General features: G+C 63.6%; 17 protein-coding genes. 9 read left to right on the top strand and 8 right to left on the bottom strand.

The window, feature by feature from the left end:
- The first annotated feature begins 10 nt into the window (after positions 1 to 10).
- A complete protein-coding gene (locus tag IE122_RS04805; RefSeq protein ID WP_189619972.1) occupies positions 11 to 1,318 on the top strand; it encodes a polysaccharide pyruvyl transferase family protein in 1,308 nt (435 codons plus the stop codon).
- 10 nt (positions 1,319 to 1,328) lie between these two features.
- On the opposite strand, the gene IE122_RS04800 is transcribed toward IE122_RS04805, so the two are convergent.
- Genes IE122_RS04800 through IE122_RS04775 form a run of 6 tightly spaced genes read right to left on the bottom strand, consistent with a single transcriptional unit; the run spans position 1,329 to position 8,865 of the window.
- The gene (locus IE122_RS04800) at positions 1,329 to 2,270 is read right to left on the bottom strand and encodes a hypothetical protein (protein WP_189619971.1); all 942 of its coding nucleotides are present in this window, start codon (positions 2,268 to 2,270) and stop codon (positions 1,329 to 1,331) included.
- Positions 2,271 to 2,283: 13 nt separating this feature from the next.
- A complete protein-coding gene (locus IE122_RS04795; RefSeq protein ID WP_189619970.1) occupies positions 2,284 to 3,468 on the bottom strand; it encodes an acylneuraminate cytidylyltransferase in 1,185 nt (394 codons plus the stop codon).
- The gene (locus IE122_RS04790; protein WP_189619969.1) at positions 3,469 to 4,638 is read right to left on the bottom strand and encodes a glycosyltransferase; all 1,170 of its coding nucleotides are present in this window, start codon (positions 4,636 to 4,638) and stop codon (positions 3,469 to 3,471) included.
- Between the two features lie 58 nt (positions 4,639 to 4,696).
- Positions 4,697 to 5,959, bottom strand: coding sequence for an O-antigen ligase family protein (locus tag IE122_RS04785; RefSeq protein WP_189619968.1), 1,263 nt, complete (start codon positions 5,957 to 5,959; stop codon positions 4,697 to 4,699).
- 22 nt (positions 5,960 to 5,981) lie between these two features.
- Complete coding sequence (locus tag IE122_RS04780) at positions 5,982 to 8,147, bottom strand: GumC family protein (protein WP_189619967.1); 2,166 nt, start codon at positions 8,145 to 8,147, stop codon at positions 5,982 to 5,984.
- A gap of 10 nt (positions 8,148 to 8,157) precedes the next feature.
- A complete protein-coding gene (locus IE122_RS04775) occupies positions 8,158 to 8,865 on the bottom strand; it encodes a polysaccharide biosynthesis/export family protein (protein ID WP_229813761.1) in 708 nt (235 codons plus the stop codon).
- Positions 8,866 to 9,230: 365 nt separating this feature from the next.
- On the opposite strand from IE122_RS04775, the gene IE122_RS04770 reads away from it, so the two are divergent.
- Complete coding sequence (locus tag IE122_RS04770) at positions 9,231 to 10,244, top strand: NAD-dependent epimerase/dehydratase family protein (RefSeq protein WP_189619965.1); 1,014 nt, start codon at positions 9,231 to 9,233, stop codon at positions 10,242 to 10,244.
- A 27-nt stretch (positions 10,245 to 10,271) separates the two neighbouring features.
- Here the strand turns inward: IE122_RS04770 and IE122_RS04765 are convergent, their stop codons facing one another.
- Positions 10,272 to 10,754, bottom strand: a complete 483-nt coding sequence (locus IE122_RS04765; protein WP_189619964.1) for a glycosyltransferase — start codon at positions 10,752 to 10,754, stop codon at positions 10,272 to 10,274.
- Complete coding sequence (locus tag IE122_RS04760) at positions 10,751 to 11,185, bottom strand: glycosyltransferase family protein (protein ID WP_189619963.1); 435 nt, start codon at positions 11,183 to 11,185, stop codon at positions 10,751 to 10,753. Before IE122_RS04760 ends, IE122_RS04765 begins: the two co-directional genes overlap by 4 nt.
- Before the next feature lie 408 nt (positions 11,186 to 11,593).
- Between IE122_RS04760 and IE122_RS04755 the strand changes: the two genes are divergently transcribed.
- The 7 genes from IE122_RS04755 (at position 11,594) to IE122_RS04725 (ending at position 18,248) form a co-directional block, all read left to right on the top strand.
- Entirely contained in the window at positions 11,594 to 12,385 is a 792-nt protein-coding gene (locus IE122_RS04755; RefSeq protein WP_189619962.1) for a metallophosphoesterase, read from the top strand.
- 46 nt (positions 12,386 to 12,431) lie between these two features.
- Positions 12,432 to 13,373 (top strand): glucosamine inositolphosphorylceramide transferase family protein, encoded by a 942-nt coding sequence (locus IE122_RS04750; RefSeq protein ID WP_189619961.1) that lies wholly within the window; start codon positions 12,432 to 12,434, stop codon positions 13,371 to 13,373.
- A gap of 83 nt (positions 13,374 to 13,456) precedes the next feature.
- The gene (locus IE122_RS04745; protein WP_189619960.1) at positions 13,457 to 14,962 is read left to right on the top strand and encodes a phosphomannomutase; all 1,506 of its coding nucleotides are present in this window, start codon (positions 13,457 to 13,459) and stop codon (positions 14,960 to 14,962) included.
- A gap of 342 nt (positions 14,963 to 15,304) precedes the next feature.
- On the top strand, positions 15,305 to 16,399 hold the full coding sequence (locus tag IE122_RS04740) for a Gfo/Idh/MocA family protein (protein WP_229813759.1): 1,095 nt from the start codon (positions 15,305 to 15,307) through the stop codon (positions 16,397 to 16,399).
- A 24-nt stretch (positions 16,400 to 16,423) separates the two neighbouring features.
- Positions 16,424 to 16,861: a glycosyltransferase family protein gene (locus IE122_RS04735; protein ID WP_189619958.1), complete on the top strand. Its 438-nt coding sequence runs from the start codon at positions 16,424 to 16,426 to the stop codon at positions 16,859 to 16,861.
- Positions 16,840 to 17,364, top strand: a complete 525-nt coding sequence (locus tag IE122_RS04730) for a glycosyltransferase (protein ID WP_189619957.1) — start codon at positions 16,840 to 16,842, stop codon at positions 17,362 to 17,364. The genes IE122_RS04735 and IE122_RS04730 overlap by 22 nt, the downstream gene beginning before the upstream one ends.
- Before the next feature lie 5 nt (positions 17,365 to 17,369).
- Positions 17,370 to 18,248 (top strand): hypothetical protein, encoded by an 879-nt coding sequence (locus IE122_RS04725; protein WP_189619956.1) that lies wholly within the window; start codon positions 17,370 to 17,372, stop codon positions 18,246 to 18,248.
- Positions 18,249 to 18,264: the final 16 nt, after the last annotated feature.

Genomic DNA, 18,264 nt, shown 5'->3' with positions numbered 1-18,264 from the left:
TCTCGCCGCAATGCACCAATTTCGCTGGACCTCGGCCGGTGGACTGGGGCATGTCAGCGCCGGTGGTGCCGGTTCGATCGGGCACGTCACCGGACAGGTTTTTCAGCAGGCTCAACGCACATTGTTTCTCAAGACTTTGAAATCCTTGCTGAGCGATCCGGCCGGCTTCGCCCCGCGCGCCGGCAGCGCCTTGCTCGAACGCGCTCGGTTGGCCGCTTATCGCCGCCTGTCGCCGCAGCGCGGCGCGGTGGTGCATTATGGCGTGCATCGCAACGGAAATGCCGGTGATACCGCGCTGTTCGCCGCCACCCGGCTGCTGTTCGAAAGCCATCTGGGCAAGCAGGACTGGATCAAGCTGCCGGTCCGCTCCGCCGTGCGCCCCGCCGATGTCGATCGGATCAACCGGCATGCCAAGGCCGTGCTGGTCGGCGGCGGCGGGCTGATCATTCCCGATTCGGTGAGCGCCAGCCAGTCGGGCTGGCAATGGAATATCGCGCTGGCCGATCTCAAGCGGCTGGAAGTACCGCTGGTGCTGAGCGCGGTCGGCTATAACACCTTCCACGGCCAGTCCGCCTTCGCCCAGAAGTTCGCCGAGCATGTGACCGAAACGGTGTCGCGTGCGGCATTCGTCGGGCTGCGCAACACCGGCTCGATCCGCTCGCTCGCCGCGCATCTGCCCGACGATCTGGCCGCCAAGCTGCGCTTCCAGCCCTGCCCGACGACGGTGCTGGGCAAGCTGTTGCCACAATATGCCCAGTCGGGCGAAACGGCGGGCCGGCATTTGTCGATCAACCTCGCCTATGACCGGGCCGAGCGCCGGTTCAACGGCAAGGTCGAGGAATGCGTGGCCGAAATCGCCGATGCCGCGCGCCATCTCGCCAGCCAAGGCTGGCGCGTGACCGTGGCGCTCCATGATCCGCGTGACCGGTTCTTCCTGCCGTTGCTGCGTAATGCCGGGCTGTCGTTCGACGTGGTGGATATAGCCCACGCCCGGCTGCCGGCCATCCTCGCCTTCTACCAGGGCGTCGATCTGACCATCGGCATGCGCGGCCACGGCCAGATGGCGCCGTTCGGGCTGGGAGGCATGATCTTCACCCTCTCCTCCCATCCCAAGATGAACTACTTCCTGGAAGATATCGGCCAGACCCAATGGGGCGTCGATATCCGCACCCCGGGCTTTCGCGATGCCCTGATCGCCGGGATGGAAGCGGTGATCGTCGATCCGGCCGCCACCCGGCAGGTGATCCATGCAGAGCAGGACCGGCTATGGACCCTGATGGCTGAAAACCTGCGCCTCTGCGCCCCGCATTTCGCATAGCGCGCCCGCGCTACCGGGCGAAGAACCGCTCTAGATCATCTGGCCCGCCTGCAGTTGCCACCGGGTTGTGCTCCCAGCCCGACAGTGCCCGGTGCATGCGCGCCTGCCCGAACAGCGCCGGCACGAACAGCGAATCGGAATAGGCCCCCAGATCGAGCAGCGCGGTCGATACCGGGGCCACGAAGGCACGGTAGCCGTGCGCGGCCGCGTGCGGTCCGATGCCGAACGGTTCTGCCGCCAGGGACGCTCCGGGACACAGCGCCAGCGCCGCCCGTAGCGCTGCAAGGTCCTCCCGCGGGTGGGGCAGATAGCGGATCGGGTAAGGAGAGACTGCCGCGATCGTGCGAAGCCCCTGCACCAGCCGGCCGCGGCTGATCAGGCCGTCCTCCACCAGCGGCGAACCCACGAAGCACACTGCATCCTGCGGCGGCGCGCGCGTTGGCAGCGGCAGGCTCAGCCCGCCCTTGTCATACCGGTCTTTCACGGTGAACCGCGAACGATCGGCGCGGCGATACATGGCACCACGCGGATAGAACCCCGAAGCGATCTGGATCAGCCCGCGCGCGCCATACCAAACGGGGCTGGTCAGATCGACGTAGTGCGACAGGCCTTCTTCCCACAGTTCCAGCTCGCCCTCGAACCAGTGCTGGATCGACAGTTCCAGCGGTTCGGCCTCCAGGAACAGGATCAGCCTGTCCAGCGCCAGCGGCTCCACCTGGCCGCGCACCGCCTTGTAGTAAGCCCGGTTAGCGCGAATTTGCCGCCATGCCGCCAGCGGCCGGCGCGGCAACCTCCCTTCGCGGCCGAGGTAGATGCCCTTGCCCGGATAGGCCGCCTCAATCGCGTCGGCCAATCGGGCATCGCGATAGAGCACATGGTCGAGCGGGGGAGCGTTATGGGCCAGAAAGGCCAGATGAAGTGAGGAGCGGGGCAGCGCGGCGATGCGGGTCATGCAGGCAGGCGGGTCATGCCGGTGCAGCGCTCAGCACGCCGGCGTCGAGGATCATCTCCGCCAGTTCGCGCAGTGCGCCCTTGCCGCCGCCAACCGACAGCACAATGCCCGCCTGCGCCAGCGCCGCCGGGTGCGCATCGGCCGGCGCGACGGCACAGCCCACCGCCGCCATGCAGGCCAGATCGTTGATATCGTTGCCGACATAAATCGCCTCGGCGGGAGTGACGCCGCGTTGCGCCAGCCATGCGAGCATCAGCGGCAGCTTGTCCTCCACCCCGTGCGTGCAATCGATCTGCAGCTTGGCACAACGTGCCGCCACCACTGCATTGCGCTCCTTGGAGATGACGGTCATCGCCAGCCCCGCCTTGCGCAACAGTTCGATGCCCATGCCATCGGCGCGCGAACAGGCCACCGCCTCCTCGCCGCTGGTGCTGACCAGGACCCGGTCATCGGTGTGGACGCCATCGAAATCCATCACCAGCGCGCGCAACGGGCGCGGCAGACCTGCGCTGCGGTCGCGTCGGCGCAACCGGGCCATGCGCTCTGCGGCGATCTGGAAATCGACCGGCTCGTCAATCTCCTGCCAGTGATCGACCGGGATCGCGTTCATCGCGGTGCGGCCGAAAAACCGGAACCGGGCGTTCAGAAACCCCTCCGTGCGCATGACGTAGACTGACCCGGTTTCCAGATATTCCGGCTCGCGCTGCTGGCGCATCAATCGGAACGACTTGTCATGATTGATGCCATCCGCGCCACCCGCTCCCTCACGCCACAGGAAGTAGTGGAACGGGATGACGCTGTGCGCGGTATCGGCCCCCTGTTCGATCAGGCTGGCGATCGTCCCGTCAATATCCTCCGCGCTGGTTAGCGGCGATGTGCACTGGAGAAAAACGACCAGATCGGGCGCATACCCTTCGGCCACCGCAAGACGCTCCAGCACATGGAGCAACGCATCTTCGGATCGGGCCATGTCTCCCGCCAGTTCGTCCGGGCGCATGACCACTTCGGCACCATAAGCGCGGCTGACTTGCGCGATCTCGGGATCATCGGTGGATACCACCACGCGCGTAACCCGGGCGGCGTCGCGAGCAGCCTGGATGGTGTGCGCGATCAGCGGCTTGTCCAGCAGCATCGCCACGTTCTTGCGCGGAATTCCCTTGGACCCGCCGCGCGCGGGGATTATTGCGAGCGATTCCATTCAGGCGATCTTGCGCGCTTCGGCCATCGGCTGGCGATCCGCCGGGACCAGCGGCGGGACCGGGCCCAGACCGGGGCCGTAACGGGCCGCAAGCGCGGCGCGATAGACCTCGAACAGTTCGCGGTTGAGGCGCTCGGCGGTGAAGTTCGCCACGAACCGCCCACGCGCCTTCTCGCCAAGTCGTGCCAGCATCGGCCGATCCAGCGCAGCAAGGGTCTGCGCCAGCATCACCGGGTCTGCTGGGGGCACGAAAAATCCGGCATCGCCGATCACCTCGGGCAAGGCATCGACCTGGCTGGCAATGACCGGCTTGCCCTGGCGCATGGCCTCGATCGCAGCCAGCCCGAAGCCTTCCCACCGCGACGGCATCACCACCGCGTCGGCAGCATTGATGAACCCGAACACCTCGCGCCGGGGAATCCAGCCATGCATGGTCAGATTGTCCATATCGCCGACGCCGGCCCCATCCCCGTCGACCACGTTGGCCCCGAGCATGTGGAGGTGCACCGGCGCATCGGCAATCCGCATCATCGCCTCGCGAAGCACGTCGAAGCCCTTCTGACGATCAAGACGCCCGATAAACAGCAGATTGATCTTCGCCGGGTCGAACGGCACCGGTGGGGGCACAATTGACGGCGGCGTCTCGGCAATGCCGTTGCGTACCACGTGCATATTCCCTGCGGGCAACCTTTTGGCGATCGCCGTCGCATGCTCGAAACGCGAGATCACGATCGTCGCGTCGGACTTGCCTGCCAGTGTCCGCTCAACCAACGCATACAACCGCCGGCGCAAACCGTTGGTGGCGATATTGAAGGCCCAGCCATGCGGGCAATAGACCACTGCGGGCCGCACGTTATCGGGCAGCCTTGAAATCGGATAGCGCAGCAAGCCCGAAAAGCTGCTGTGAAGATGGACCAGATCCGGCCGATCGCGGCGGATGACAGCCATCGTTTCGGTCATGAAATCAAGCAGGTGACGGGGACTGCGCGATGATGAACGGAACGGACGAAAATCGGAACCCGGAAAATCGGCAACATGATTGAGCTCTGCCTCGCAGCCGCTGACGAGAACGTTGCCGGCACCAAACAGCGCCTGCTGGTACGGCAATATCTCTCCCAGATAGCTGGCCGGGCCGCCCGGCAGTTTCTGTGCGACATGCAGGATTTTCATATGACTGCGCCAATGGTCGTCATGCCATCCCGTTTTGCATTACCGTCTTGCAACATACCTAACTTGCTATTCGATTCCAATTGGTTCCTGCTGGCCGCAATCCTCTCCTGTAAAGCAGTCCGGTCACCAGATAGAACAGCATCATGGTCGGCGGGAAGACGAAAGCGCCGTCAGACATGGCGGCGACCAGATAACCGCCCAAGCCGCAAAAGGCTGCCTTGCGCAGTGGCGATAGCTGATTGAAATGGGTGATCGCGAAAATCGGTCCTGCAAACAGGGTGCCGAGCGCGAAGGGGAAGCCCAGCACGCCGAAAGAATTGAGCATCCCGAAATAGACCATTTCCGGAATCGCCAGCTTCGAACGGCCGAACAGGGTCAACTCGAACGTCGTGAAACTGCGGATGCGCCCTCCGAGCTGCGCGTTGACGACATTCTCCGCGGTCCAGCCCATCGCCGGAATCAGCACCAGGATCAGCCCCAGCCCTGCGAAAATACCGCCCCACAGGCTGGCCCGGCGCAAGTTCACCTGCCCGGTCAGCATCATCAGCCCGGCAACCGCCAGCATGCCGATCCACACTGTACGGCTAAGGGTGCACACCAGCGCAGCGATCAGCATCAGCATCCACACCCGCGAGCGTTCGTAAAGGAAGTAGATCGGGGCCAGCATCAGCATGCAGTCACCGTAGAGGTTGCCGTTGTTGTATGTGGACAGCAGCTTGAGGAACGGACCGCGCGTGTTGTTGCGCAGGAAGATCGTGCCATAATCCGCCACGTTGACGGTAACGTATGGTATCTGGATGATATTCTTGATGATCGGATAGAGGACGAAGTTCATCAGCCCCCACGCCACGGTGAACCGGATGCACCAGACGAAGATCGTGCCGATCACTTGCGCCGGCAGATCCTCCAGAAACGGGGCCATCAGCACCAGCATGATCAGCGGCAGGATCATGAACACCGTGAGATAGACCACGGTTTCCGACGGCGGGCTGGAATAGACCACCGCCTTCACCACGATCAGCAGCGAAACCGGCAGGCAGAACAGGCCGAAATGGATGATCGGCTGCACCGCCAGATTGCCGCGGACCAGCAGGTTCACGGCCGCCGGCACCGCCAGCATGGCAAGGATGATGTAGCCCCAGGTAACCGGGTATTCGAGCAGCCGGAAACCGCCCTTGGGCAGCGCCAGATTGAACAGGCACAGGGCAATGAAGCCGGCCAGCAGCAGCTTCTGCACCGATGCGCCGGAATGCCAGGCTTGGCCCAGGATCGACCCTGTGCGCGCGTTGCCAGCCACTCCCGCAGTGCCCCCTGCGCGCATCACGGTTTCCTTATGCCAGCGCTCAATTCTTGGCCGCTTCGTAGTTATAGTAGTATTGCGAGTACCCGTAGTTCGAATATCCATCGCGATGGAAATCGAACTTGGTCAGCAGGATACCGATCACGTTCGCCCCGCCGCGCCGCAGACGCCGCAGCGACGAGATCGTCTGCCGCTGGCTCGCCCGGCCGGCCTCATGGACGTACAGCGTGCCTTCGGTCGCCGAACTGATCTGCAGCGCGTCGGCAAGGCCAAGGACCGGCGGACAGTCGATGATGATGACATCGTAAGAAGGTGTCAGCAGATCGAGCGCGGCCGAAATCGTCTCCAGCGTCAGCAGGCGCGGCGCGCTGACCGGGAGCGGCCCACTGGTCATGATGCCCAGATCGCCAAGCGCCGCCGATTTGCGCACCAGGCTTGCCACGTCGGTCTGCCCGGTCAGCAGATTGGAGAAGCCGGATTCGTTTTCGAGCCCGCAATGGCGGTGCAACGCCGGGCGACGCAGGTCGGCGTCGATGATCAGCGTGCGCTGCCCGGACTGCGCCAGTTCCTTCGCCAGCGCCAGCGCGGTGGTGGACTTGCCTTCGCCCTGCTGAGTGCTGGTGAACGCCAGCGTGCGCGGAATGCCGTGCGCGGTCGCGAGCTGAAGCGAAGTGCGGATCGAGTAGATCGATTCCGAGAACGACGAGGTCGGATCGGCGATATCGGCCGCGACGTCGCTGTCCTTGAGCATCGGCACCAGACCGACGAGGGGGAGGCCAAGCCGGCGCTCCACTTCGTCAGGCGTGCGCACCGTGTCATCCAGGCGTTCGCGGAGGAATGCCACCAGCATGCCGGCAATCGCACCGGCGACCAGGCCGATCAGGAAGTTGAAGACGGGCAATGGCCACACCGGCGTCTGCGGCACTTCGGCCGGATCGATCACCGAGATATTGTTGATCGTCACCCCGGCGGTCGCGTTGATTTCGCGGAAACGGCCGAGCAGCGCGTCATACAACTGGTGGTTGGTATCGGCATCGCGCTTGAGCGTGGAAAGCTGGATACCGCGCGTCTGCTCGTTCAGGCTGGCATTGCGCAACGCCGTGACGCTCTGCGCCATGCTGGCTTCCTGATCGCGCGCGATATCGTACTGGTCCTTGATCGACTGGCGGATGCGCTTCGCGGCCGTGTCCATCATGACGTCGATCGAGGCGATCTGCGCCCGCAGCGTCTGGACGGTCGGATAGGTTTCCGAATGGCGCTCCAGCTCGCCCTGCAACTGGGTAACCTTGCCGGCCCGGTCGATCTGCATCGACTGGATGGTCGGATTGTTCATCACTTCCGGGATCGACATCAGCGCCGCACCCGCAGTCTTGCTCCACTGGGTTTCCGCCAGAATGCGGGCCGACTGCGCTTTGGCAAAGGCATCATTCATTGCATTGAGGTTGGAGTCGGTCAGCGAGACATGTGTCTTGTCGTCGTTCGACGCGCCGACATTGGTAATGCCCGCACTCTGCTCATAATTGATCAGTGCGCGCTCGCTGTTCTGAAGCAGGGCGCGCGTGCGGTCGATCTGCTGCTGCAGATAACGGCGTGAATAGTCCGTGGTAGCAAAGCGGCGTTCCAGCGTTTCCTGGATGAACTGCGTGCCGATCGTGTTGACGATCGATTGCGCCTGCTTCGGATCGGGCCCGGTGAAATGAATATCGACCAGCCGGGTGTCGGTCTGCTCGCTGACGTTGGTCCGCTCCGACAGCGCCGAAACGACGCTGCGCACATAGTCATCGCTACCGACTGCGCTGGACGGCCGGTCCATGTCGAGCCGGTCGAAAAATGCGGGGTCCTTGGTGTAGTTCAGCGTCCGGGCCACACGCTCCAGCAAGGTGCGGCTGGTCAGGATCGCCACCTGCGTCTTGCGGTATTCCTTTTCGTTGGTTTCCTGAATGCCCGACGCATCGGATTCGCCGCCCAGGATCTGCGGGCCCTGACTTTCGATCTGGATCGTCGCGGTCGCGGTGTAGAGCGGGGTCGCCAGCAGTGCCAGAACCAGCCCGATCACCGCGCCCAGGATGGCGCCACCGAGGAGGATCCAGCGGCTGCGATAGATCGCCGCCTTCAGCCAGGCGAAATCCATTTCGCCGAAATCAGCGCCGCCGCCCGTGACGAATGCATCGTTCTCAAGGGTCGACTGGTTCAAAAGTGCCGAATTCATGCCCGCCGCCTCAATACGCAAATCGGATGAAGAGCGCCATGATCCCCGCGCTTTCGCGGAACGCCTTCCAGAAAGCCCGGTTGCCGGAATAGCCCACCACGACCATGTCGTTGCTTTCGAGGGCGAGATCGGGCTCGGTGCCGCTCATCATCGCCGCCACGTTGAACGCGGCCGCCATGCGCTCGCCATTCACGGTGCGATAGACGACGACATCCTCAAGCCGCGACACGTCGGTTTCCCCCGCCGCGACCGCCAGTGCTTCCAGCAGGGTCATGCCTTTGCGCATGTCGTAGACGCCCGGCGTCGTGACCTGACCGGTGACGACCACCTTGTCGCGCGACGAACTGACAATGCCCACACTGACGCGCGGATCGCGCAAGTAGCGGCCCTTGAGCGCCGTCGAAATGGCGCTGGTCATCTCCGGGATCGTGCGCCCTTCGGCCTTGATCGAGCCGATCGCGGGCAGCGCGATGTCACCCGAGCGATCGACCTTGACCGCCGGAACCGAAAGATCAGGCTCGAGGAAGACATTGACGCTCAGGGTATCGTCGACGTTGATCCGGTAGGATTGGGCATCGATCTGCCGCGCCGCATTGTCCATGATCTCACGGCCGGCGGCACCCCGCGCCACAGTCGGCGCGGCACGATAGCTGCCCGCGCAACCTTGCAGTGCGGTCACGCACATCAGCGCGGCGATTAGCTGATTTCGAATTCTCACCCTGCCCCCCTCGCGGCAATACCCTGCGATTTCATGAGACTTTGCCGTTTCAGCGAGGCCATGCCCCTCAGGTGCGGTGACTGGCACGTGGTTGCATGTTCCCGAGCAGCTTACAGTAGCATTTTCACTATCCGCATTTTCGCTGTGTTGCAACATGCAAAGACTGGCTGTCATGGCCGGGTTTCGTCTCCTTTTCGGGCAATTTCCCAAGCTTATCAGAATCGTATCCGCACTATTCGCTTTTGCACAATCCCGCGGGAAAACGCCCGATGACGCGGGGAAAACCCGGCGGGTCGATCTTGCGGGATTCGCAGAGCAAATCGCACCCGTTGACTGCAACCACCGAAGACCGGATAGGCGTCGCCATGCGCACTGCCCTCGTCACCGGTTCGGCCGGCTTCATCGGTTCTTTCGTCTGCGCGCGGCTGCTGCGCGACGGGTTTCGGGTCATCGGCGTCGATGCGATGACCGATTATTACGAGGTCTCGCTCAAGCAGCGCCGGCTGGCGCAGTTGCTCCAGTCCGAGCATTTCCGCGCGGTCGAGGATTTCGTCGAGACGCCGGGCCTGCTGATGGAGCTGTTCGCGGCGGAAAAGCCCGATGTCGTGGTTCACCTCGCCGCGCAGGCTGGGGTGCGCTACTCGATCGAGAACCCGCGCTCCTATCTGGAAAGCAACATCGTCGGCACTTTCGAACTGCTCGAAGCCGCCCGCGCCCATCCGCCCCAGCACATGCTGCTGGCCTCGACCTCCTCGGCCTTCGGGGCCAATACCGAGATGCCATATCGCGAGACTGACAAGGCCGATCACCAGATGTCGTTCTATGCCGCCACCAAGAAGGCGACCGAGAACATGGCGCACAGCTATGCGCACCTGTTCGGCCTGCCGGTGACGATGTTCCGCTTCTTCACGGTCTATGGGCCGTCGGGCCGGCCGGACATGGCGCTGTTCAAGTTCACCAAGGCGATCCTCGAAGACCGCCCGATCGACGTCTACAACCACGGTGACATGAAGCGCGACTTCACGTACGTCGAGGATCTGGTCGAGGCGATCCGGCTGTTGATCGATGTCCCGCCGGTGCGCCCGGCCGAGGGCGAGGCGGTGCCCGAGGGTGACAGCCTGTCGCCGGTAGCGCCGTGGCGGGTGGTCAACATCGGCAATTCAGATGCCGTGCAACTGACCGACTTCATCGCGGCGATCGAGCAGGCGACCGGCCGCAAGGCGGTGCGCAACCTGATGCCGATGCAGGCCGGCGATGTGCCCGCCACCTGGGCCGATGCCCGGCTGCTACAGACGCTGACCGGCTATGCGCCGAAAACCGGGGTGCCCGAAGGTGTGGCCAGATTCGTCGAATGGTATCGCGAATATTATAGGGTGTAGGCCGGGCTCCGCCCTGCCCTTCCCGCTTCAGGCCGCTACCGGTCCTCGCAGAAACGCGCTGATGGCGTTGCAGATTTGTTCGCGGCTGGTGATGCTGGGCTGGGGTGTCTGGCTGGCGGGGGGATTGAGGACGGCCTGGCGCAATTGGGCCTCGTCGTTGGCGACGGCGAGGCCGGGGCGGCCGGAGATCATGGTGACGGTGGCCATCTGGTGTTCGTTGCGGTGCTCTCCGAGGTAGCAGGTGCGCGGGAACAGGATGATCGGCTTGCTGTGCCGCTCGGCGGTGAGCAGCGAGCCGATGCCGGCGTGCGAGACGATGAAGCGGGCGTCAGCGACATAGCGCTCGAACTCGACCGGCTCGATCACCCGGTGCCAGGTCATGTTGCGCGGCAGGTAGCTGCCGCGGCCGATCTGGGCGATCACCGGATCGGCGAGCGACGGGGCGATCTCGTCCATCAGCCGGACCAGGCGATCGAACGGAAGCTGGGTGCCGACCGTCAAGAGGATCATAGCAGCGCGCCGCAATACTTGCGTTTGCGCCCGTTAGCGAGATGCGGCCACTGGGTCAGCCACAGCGACGCGAACGGCAGCGCGATCCGGCCGCTGAGCGAGGGCACCTCGTAATTGGCGATGGAATCGATCCAGATCGTGCGCGCCCCCAGCAGCCGCGCGACGATCAGGCAGAACAGCCCGGGCAGCGCCCCGGTGGTGATGAGCACTTCAGGCCGGTGCCGCCGGATCAGCTTGACCGAGGCGACCAGGCAGCGCCAGGCATCGCCCGGATTATCGCGGTTGGCATCGGGCAGCAGCAGCGCCGCATCGATCCCGTCGCGATCCGCCATGCCCTTGAACGTCGTCACATAGGTCACGTCGCACCCCGCGTAGGCCGGGTGCAGCAGCATGAGTTCGTCCCAGTGTCCGCCCCCCGAAGCGACCGCCATCACCCGCATGCCCCCGCTTATCAATGTGGTCCCCGACAGGCGAGCCTCCAAACACTAGTCCGCGCAACACGCGATATCAAACCAAGCCGCTCCGCAACGCCCGCCCGATCAGCCTACATCAACCGCCAAGCCCGATCAGGTACTTCCCCCATACACTTAGCCCGCACACCCAACCTTCGCAAACGCAATATCAACCTTCATCAACCATTTCAGCCAACAAACAAAACCGAAGAACGAAGATTTTCGATTCGGACCCGGTATCAGGCCGTTCGGTTTGCCTTCCGGATCAGAATCTATATTCACCGAATTGTGCCGTAAGCAGGGCTCGTACAGCATTCACGCGTGGTCAAGCACAGGCCGCTGCAGCCGGCGTTGTCCTTGGGCGGCAAATTGTTGTAATGCAGCAAAATGGCCAATCCGAGATCGCGTCACCGCAAGAGCAATCTGCCCAGCACTGCAAAGGGAGAGCGCATCTACGCCATCGGCGACATTCATGGCCGGTATGACCTGCTGCGCCAGATCCTGAAGAGCATCGAGCAGTTCAATCGCGGCCTGCCCAGCCCGGAGAAGCTCCACGTCGTGCTGCTGGGCGATGTGGTCGATCGTGGCCCGGCCTCGGCCCAGCTTCTGCAGTTCCTGCGCGATTGGGCTGCCAATACCGAAGGCCAGGTCATGCTCCAGGGCAATCACGAGGAACTGATGCTCAAGGTCCATGCCGGCGAACGGCGGCTGTTGCGCAGTTGGCTGCAGGTAGGCGGGCGCGAGACGCTGGAGAGCTTCGGGCTGACAGTGCCGGGCTCTGGCGAACCGATCCCGCCCCGCTTCATGGCCGATATCGCCGCCGCCATTCCCAAGGCGACGATTGACTTCGTCAATCGCTGGCCGACGGTGGCGCGTTCGGGCGATTATTTCTTCTGCCATGCCGGGGTGCGCCCCGGCGTCGAACTGGCGCGGCAGGCAAAAACCGATCTGATGTGGATTCGCAGCGAATTCCTCAACAGCGATCGCGATCACGGCGCGGTGATTGTCCACGGCCATTCGATCTCGGCAGAGGCAGAGACGCGGCATAACCGCATCGGCATCGACACCGGTGCCTATCGCACCGGCGTGCTGACCGCGCTCTATCTCGACGGGGCAGAGCGGGAGTTCATCGTGACCGAACCGGCGACAGAGGCGGTGGCCATCGCACAGGCGCAATGATCCGCGCCTCGACGGCCGCAGGCTGGCAGGGCGGAGGCGCGGCGAAGTGGAACTGAAGAAGGATATCTGGCGGCCCTTCCTCGTCCACGCGCCGATGGACGCGCTGATCGAGCGGGGCAATCTCGACGGCCTGACGCTGACCGCGCTGCCCCCCCGCCGCAAGCTCGCCTACGATGCCGATCCGTTTGCCCTGTGGCGTGACGGGCAGCTTTTCGTCTTCGTCGAGGCATTCGACTATCGCGACGCCCACGGCAGGATCGATTGCCATATCTTCGATGCCGGGCTGCGCCACACCGCGAGCCGGCGTGTGCTGTCCGAGCCGTGGCACTTGTCCTACCCGACGGTGTTCGAAGCCGAGGGCGAAACATGGATGTTGCCCGAAGCCTGCGCCTCCGGCGGGCTGACGCTGTATCGCGCCCGCGCCTTTCCCGGCGAATGGGAGCCGCACTGCCCGATCCGCCTCGATGTCGTGCCGATCGACGCGACGCCGGTGCATTGGCAGGGGAAGTGGTGGCTGTTCTATGCCCCTGCCGGCACTGCCGAGCAGCGGCTGACCCACCTCCACGCTGCCTTTGCCGACAAGCTGGAAGGGCCGTGGACGCCCCACCCCGCCAATCCGGTGCTGATCGATCCGCTCGGCGCAAGGCCCGGCGGCACCGCGCTGGTTTCCGGCGATACGGTGAGGCTGCCGGTGCAGGACTGCCGGGGCAGTTATGGGTCGGGCCTGCGCATTGTCACGATTACGGCGACGCCTTGCCAATCGGCCGATGCGCCTTCGCTCGCATTCACTAGCGGCCCCTTGTGGTCGCCACCGGATGCTGCCGTGCCGTATCGCGACGGGCTGCATACGATGAGCGCCGCCGGACCGGTCACGCTGGTCGATCTCAAGATCCGGCGGTTTTCGCTTGGCGGCCTGACGATGCGGCCGCGCCGCGAAGCGCAGCGCTTGCTGCGGTCATGGCGCAAGTCCGGGCAACCGCCGCCATGATAGTGCGATATTGCAATGGCATTGCCCGGCGTTAGCATTTTGGCGGTAAGGCCAGACCCGAAATTACACGAAATCCGGAAGGTATGGACATGACGATCAAGCCGCACTCAGTTTCTGACGTGATGGCCAGCTCAGGGGTGGCGTTCGGCACCAGCGGCGCGCGCGGGCTTGTCAGCGCGATGACCGATCAGGTGTGCTTCATCTATACCTGCGCCTTCCTGCAGCACATGACGCAGATCGGCCAGTTCGAGCCGGGCCGCGCCGTGGCGATCGCCGGGGATCTTCGCCCCTCGACTCCGCGCATCATCGCCGCCTGCGCGGCGGCGGTGCGGCATATGGGTGGCGTGGTCGACTATTGCGGCTTCGTCCCGTCACCCGCCCTGGCGGGCTACGGCTTCGCGCGGCAGATACCGTCACTCATGGTCACCGGAAGTCATATTCCGGATGACCGGAATGGGATAAAGTTCAATCGGGTGGATGGTGAAGTTCTCAAGCCTGACGAACAAGCGATGCGGGCCCAGGAGGTTGCACTCCCCGACCTGTTCGACACCGCCGGTATGTTGCGCGATGCCCAGCCCGAACCCGCGCTGATCGATGTCGAGGCGGCCTACCTGGAGCGGTATGCGGCGTTTTTCGGAGCAGGGGCGCTGGCCGGCATGAAACTGGGTGTCTACGAGCACTCCGCCGTCGGGCGCGACATTCTGGTGCGCATCGTCGAGGCTCTGGGTGCAGAAGTCGTGCGGCTTGGCCGGTCGGACAGGTTCATTCCCGTCGATACCGAAGCCGTCCGCCCGCAGGATGAAGCGCTGGCTCTCACCTGGGCGCGAGAGTTCGCGCTGGACGCCATCTTGTCGACCGACGGCGATTCGGACCGGCCGCTGCTTGCCGATGAAACCGGCGCGTGGATGCGCGGGGATGTGCTCGGCATTCTGTGCGCGCGGGCGCTGAACATCGCGGCCGTCGCCACCCCGGTCAGCTCGAACACCGCGCTTGAACGCTGCGGACTGTTTCCCGAGATCCGCCGCACCCGCATCGGCTCGCCCTTCGTGATCGAGGCGATGAATGCGCTGATTGCTTCGGCGCCCACAGCCTGCGGTTATGAGGCAAACGGCGGGTTCATCCTCGGCACGCCGATCGTGCACGGCGGGGCGGAACTGGGCGCTTTGCCCACCCGCGATGCGGTGCTGCCGATGCTGGCGGTACTGGCCGACGCCCGACGTCGGGGTGTGCCGGTGTCTCGCCTGACCGACGATCTGCCGGCGCGGTTCACGTTCAGCGAACGGATTCAGGATTTTCCGACCAGCCAGAGCCAAGCGTTGCTCGCCGAATTGCGCAAGGGCACGCCGCAAGAGGTGCTCGAACGCCTCTCGGCTGCGTTCGGCGACCTTGCCGGTCGAGCCACGATGGTCGACGAAACCGACGGCTTGCGTGTGACGTTCGACAGCGGCAAGATTATCCACTTGCGCCCCAGCGGCAACGCTCCTGAACTGCGTTGCTACACCGAGTGCGACAATGCCGATGCGGCCATTGCGTTGAATAAGGCCGTGCTGGTGCGTGTGAAGGAAAATTCACTTGTTACAGCAGGGTAGGCATCGACCCGCCGAAATGACCTCACCTTCCGTTCTGACCGCGACGGCGGCCCGCCGTGCCGTGCGTGTGTGCACCGGGCGTTTGCGCACCCGATCATGAAACGGGCCATTCTCCGCGCCATGCGAAGCGGTCGTGCTGCGTTCCATCCGCAGTTCAAAAATCGCGCCGGGAGATCATCGCAGTTCTCGCGTCACGATGAAATTTATGTAATTCGCGTAGCCTTACAAATTGTCAATTAGACAACCCCGTATAACCAAGCTAATTTTCCTCCATACTGGTTGTATCGATGTACTCATCGCTGCAATTGCGGGCTCATGCCCAGAGGTATTGGGGGATACTCGGTGCCAGCAAATGTTGCCGTCGTCGGTCTGGGCAAGATGGGGCTATCCCACCTCGCGGTCGCCAATGCTTTAGAGCACCTCAAGGTCGTTGCGATATGTGATTCTTCAGAGGTCGTCGGGCGAATACTTCAGAAATACACACAGATCCCCTTCATCGCGAATTATGAAAAGCTCCTCGACTTGCCCGGGCTGCAAGGCGTAATCATCGCGACCCCGACCACCGCGCACGACTGGATGGTCCGCAAGGCGATCGACAAGGGCCTGCACGTCTTCTGCGAAAAGCCGCTGACGCTCTCGTCCGCCCAATCGCGCAGCCTCGGCGCGACGGCTGCAGCGAAAGGGTTGGTCGCCCAAGTCGGCTATCACAACCGCTTCATCGGCACGTTCCGCGAAGTGAAACGGCTGCTCGATGCGGGCGCGATCGGCACGGTGAGCCACATCCAGGGGCAGGCTTACGGCCCCGTCGTGCTCAAGCGACCGAAGCCGAGTTGGCGGGCGAAAGCCGGCGGGGGCGGCTGTCTCTACGATTATGCCGCGCACCCGATCAACCTGATGAACTGGTTCCTCGGCACGCCGGAAACCTGCAACGGGGCCTTCCTGAAGAGCGGATTTTCAGCCGAAGTGGATGACGAGGTCTACGCCACGCTCGGCTTCGCCTGCGGGGCGACCGGGCAGATTTCGGTCAACTGGTCGGACCACTCTGTCCGCAAGATGAGCACCCGTATTGCGATCTGGGGAACGTCTGGCATCATTCATGCCGATCGGCAGGAGATCCAGACGTATCTCACCGGCACAACCAAGACGCCGCCGGATTACAAGAAGGGCTGGACCGTCAGGTATATCACCGAGCTAACGCCGCCGGTGACGTTCTACCTACGTGGTGAGGAATACAGCGCGCAGCTCGAATCGTTCAGCGAATCAATCGTTAAACACAAGATATCGCAGCAGAACTCGTTTCACAGCTCGGCTGAGACGGACGAAACGATCGAGATGATCCGCGCCGCCGCCGAAAGCGGTGGAACCGTCGGCACCTATCGCCACCACGAGGCCATGCCGCGACGGGCGGGCTTCGTTGGCCGCATGATGGGCAGGTGAACCATGGTGCAACCTCCACGGCGAATGCTCGCGGTCGCATCGGGCGGCGGTCACTGGATCGAGTTGCTCCGGCTGCGCCCGGCCTTTTCTGGGTGGGACGTCGCTTATGTATCGACCTTCGCGAACTACGCCACGACCGTGCCGGGCGCGCGATACTACATCGTTCCCGATGCCTCGCGGTTCAACAAGATCGCGTTTTTCAAGGTCCTCGCCAAAGCCCTTCCTATCGCATTGAAAGAGAGACCCTCTGCCATCGTCACCACCGGGTCCGCGCCCATGCTGGCGTTTCTGGTGCTGGGCAGGCTGCTCGGCGCGCGGACGCTGTGGATAGACTCCATCGCTCAGCCAAAGGGCATCTCCTTGTCCGGGCGAGTGGCGAAAAGGCTGGCGACCACGGTGGTGAGCCAGTGGCCGGAGGTTGCCAGGGCGGAGCGGCTGCCATGCTGGGGCGCGGTGCTGTGATCTTCGCCTCGGTCGGATCGATGCTGCCGTTCGAACGCATGGTGCGCTGGGTCGATCAATGGGCCGGGGCCAATCCCGAAGCGCCGGTTTTCATCCAGATCGGTGAAACCGCATACGAGCCGCGTCACGCGCGGTTTGCGCGCATCCTGCCGCTCACCGAATTTCGTGAGCGCTTGCGGGCCTGCGATCTGTTCGTCGCTCATGCCGGGATGGGATCGATCCTCCAGGCGCTTGAGGAACGCAAGCAAATGCTGGTCTTGCCGCGCCACCGTGACCGGGGGGAACACACCACCGACCACCAGATCGACAGCGCCGAGCGCTTCGCGCAGCGGCCGGGGCTGAGAGTGGTCGATACGATCGAGGACCTGCACCGCGAGATGACCGGCCTGTTGGCAAATCCTCTCGTGATCGACGCGGCGATTGCCGATCGCGCATCGCCCGAACTGCTTGCCGGAGTGCGATCGTTTCTCGACGGGCCGCGCCCGTCGCCTGCGGGGGCCTGACGACGATGGAGCGGATACTGTTCGGCGATAACCAGTTCTTCGGCATCAACCACTTGTCGGAGGAAAAGGCCCGCAATCAGGCGATGCGGTTCCAGAACATCGATAGCGTCATCGATGTTCTGCAGGAGGCTTTGAAGGCCGGGGTCGGCGGGTTCATGTGCACCACCCATGACACGATCGAAAAGATCGCCGATCGGGTTCGCGCCGATGCCGGGGCGTGGGAGGGTTTCACCTTCTATCCGGGCATGCCTTACGCCCACAAATACGCCAACGCCGTCACCGAACTCGGCTACTTCGATGCGCTGCGCAAATTCCTCCCGAAGGACGGGCTGGTCGATACGATGCTGCGCGGGGGCATGGCGCTGCTGAACCGCGACATCGAAGGCATGATGACCCTGCTCGTCGATGCCGAAATGCAGATGTTCGAAGGCCTCAAAACCCCCGTCATCTTCCTTCAGAACGTCGTTACCGACCTGATCCAGGGTCTGGGCATCATCGATGCGTTCCGCATCTTTGCCGACCACTGCCAGACGCGATACGGCGCGCGGGCCGGCTTCATCACGATGAACCTGCCACGGTTGCTGCCCTTGCTCCATCAGGCGGGGATCGAAAATCCGATCGTCTGCGCAAATGTGAACAAGATCGCGTTCCGCATGGCGGGGGGCATCGAAAGCTACCGCGAAGCCACGGCCCGATACCCCGCCCGGGTAATCGCCATGTCGGTGCTGGCATCGGGCGGCATTCGCCCGCGCGAGGCGATCGAATGGGTCGTCAATGAACCTTACGTCGAATCCATCCTGTTCGGCGCATCGAGCCGCAGCAACATCATCGATACCGTAAACCTGATCCGGGAATTCGATGGGCGAAAGCAGGTGGCGGCATGACTCGTGACCTCTCCAC

This window comes from Novosphingobium colocasiae (assembly GCF_014652555.1).
GTDB classification, from domain to species: domain Bacteria; phylum Pseudomonadota; class Alphaproteobacteria; order Sphingomonadales; family Sphingomonadaceae; genus Novosphingobium; species Novosphingobium colocasiae.
Note: the sequence above shows the minus strand (reverse complement) of the source record. Positions and strands in the feature narration are given on the sequence as shown.

Excerpts from the sequence above, each read along its gene's own strand:
- IE122_RS04805 (WP_189619972.1), top strand. The coding sequence starts at position 11 with ATGCACCAATTTCGCTGGACCTCGGCCGGTGGACTGGGGCATGTCAGC.
- IE122_RS04780 (WP_189619967.1), bottom strand. The coding sequence starts at position 8,147 with ATGAATTCGGCACTTTTGAACCAGTCGACCCTTGAGAACGATGCATTC.
- IE122_RS04790 (WP_189619969.1), bottom strand. The coding sequence starts at position 4,638 with ATGAAAATCCTGCATGTCGCACAGAAACTGCCGGGCGGCCCGGCCAGC.
- IE122_RS04735 (WP_189619958.1), top strand. The coding sequence starts at position 16,424 with ATGCTCGCGGTCGCATCGGGCGGCGGTCACTGGATCGAGTTGCTCCGG.
- IE122_RS04760 (WP_189619963.1), bottom strand. The coding sequence starts at position 11,185 with ATGGCGGTCGCTTCGGGGGGCGGACACTGGGACGAACTCATGCTGCTG.
- IE122_RS04745 (WP_189619960.1), top strand. The coding sequence starts at position 13,457 with ATGGACATGACGATCAAGCCGCACTCAGTTTCTGACGTGATGGCCAGC.
- IE122_RS04755 (WP_189619962.1), top strand. The coding sequence starts at position 11,594 with ATGGCCAATCCGAGATCGCGTCACCGCAAGAGCAATCTGCCCAGCACT.
- IE122_RS04785 (WP_189619968.1), bottom strand. The coding sequence starts at position 5,959 with ATGCGCGCAGGGGGCACTGCGGGAGTGGCTGGCAACGCGCGCACAGGG.
- IE122_RS04795 (WP_189619970.1), bottom strand. The coding sequence starts at position 3,468 with ATGGAATCGCTCGCAATAATCCCCGCGCGCGGCGGGTCCAAGGGAATT.
- IE122_RS04725 (WP_189619956.1), top strand. The coding sequence starts at position 17,370 with ATGGAGCGGATACTGTTCGGCGATAACCAGTTCTTCGGCATCAACCAC.
- IE122_RS04770 (WP_189619965.1), top strand. The coding sequence starts at position 9,231 with ATGCGCACTGCCCTCGTCACCGGTTCGGCCGGCTTCATCGGTTCTTTC.
- IE122_RS04730 (WP_189619957.1), top strand. The coding sequence starts at position 16,840 with ATGCTGGGGCGCGGTGCTGTGATCTTCGCCTCGGTCGGATCGATGCTG.
- IE122_RS04765 (WP_189619964.1), bottom strand. The coding sequence starts at position 10,754 with ATGATCCTCTTGACGGTCGGCACCCAGCTTCCGTTCGATCGCCTGGTC.
- IE122_RS04800 (WP_189619971.1), bottom strand. The coding sequence starts at position 2,270 with ATGACCCGCATCGCCGCGCTGCCCCGCTCCTCACTTCATCTGGCCTTT.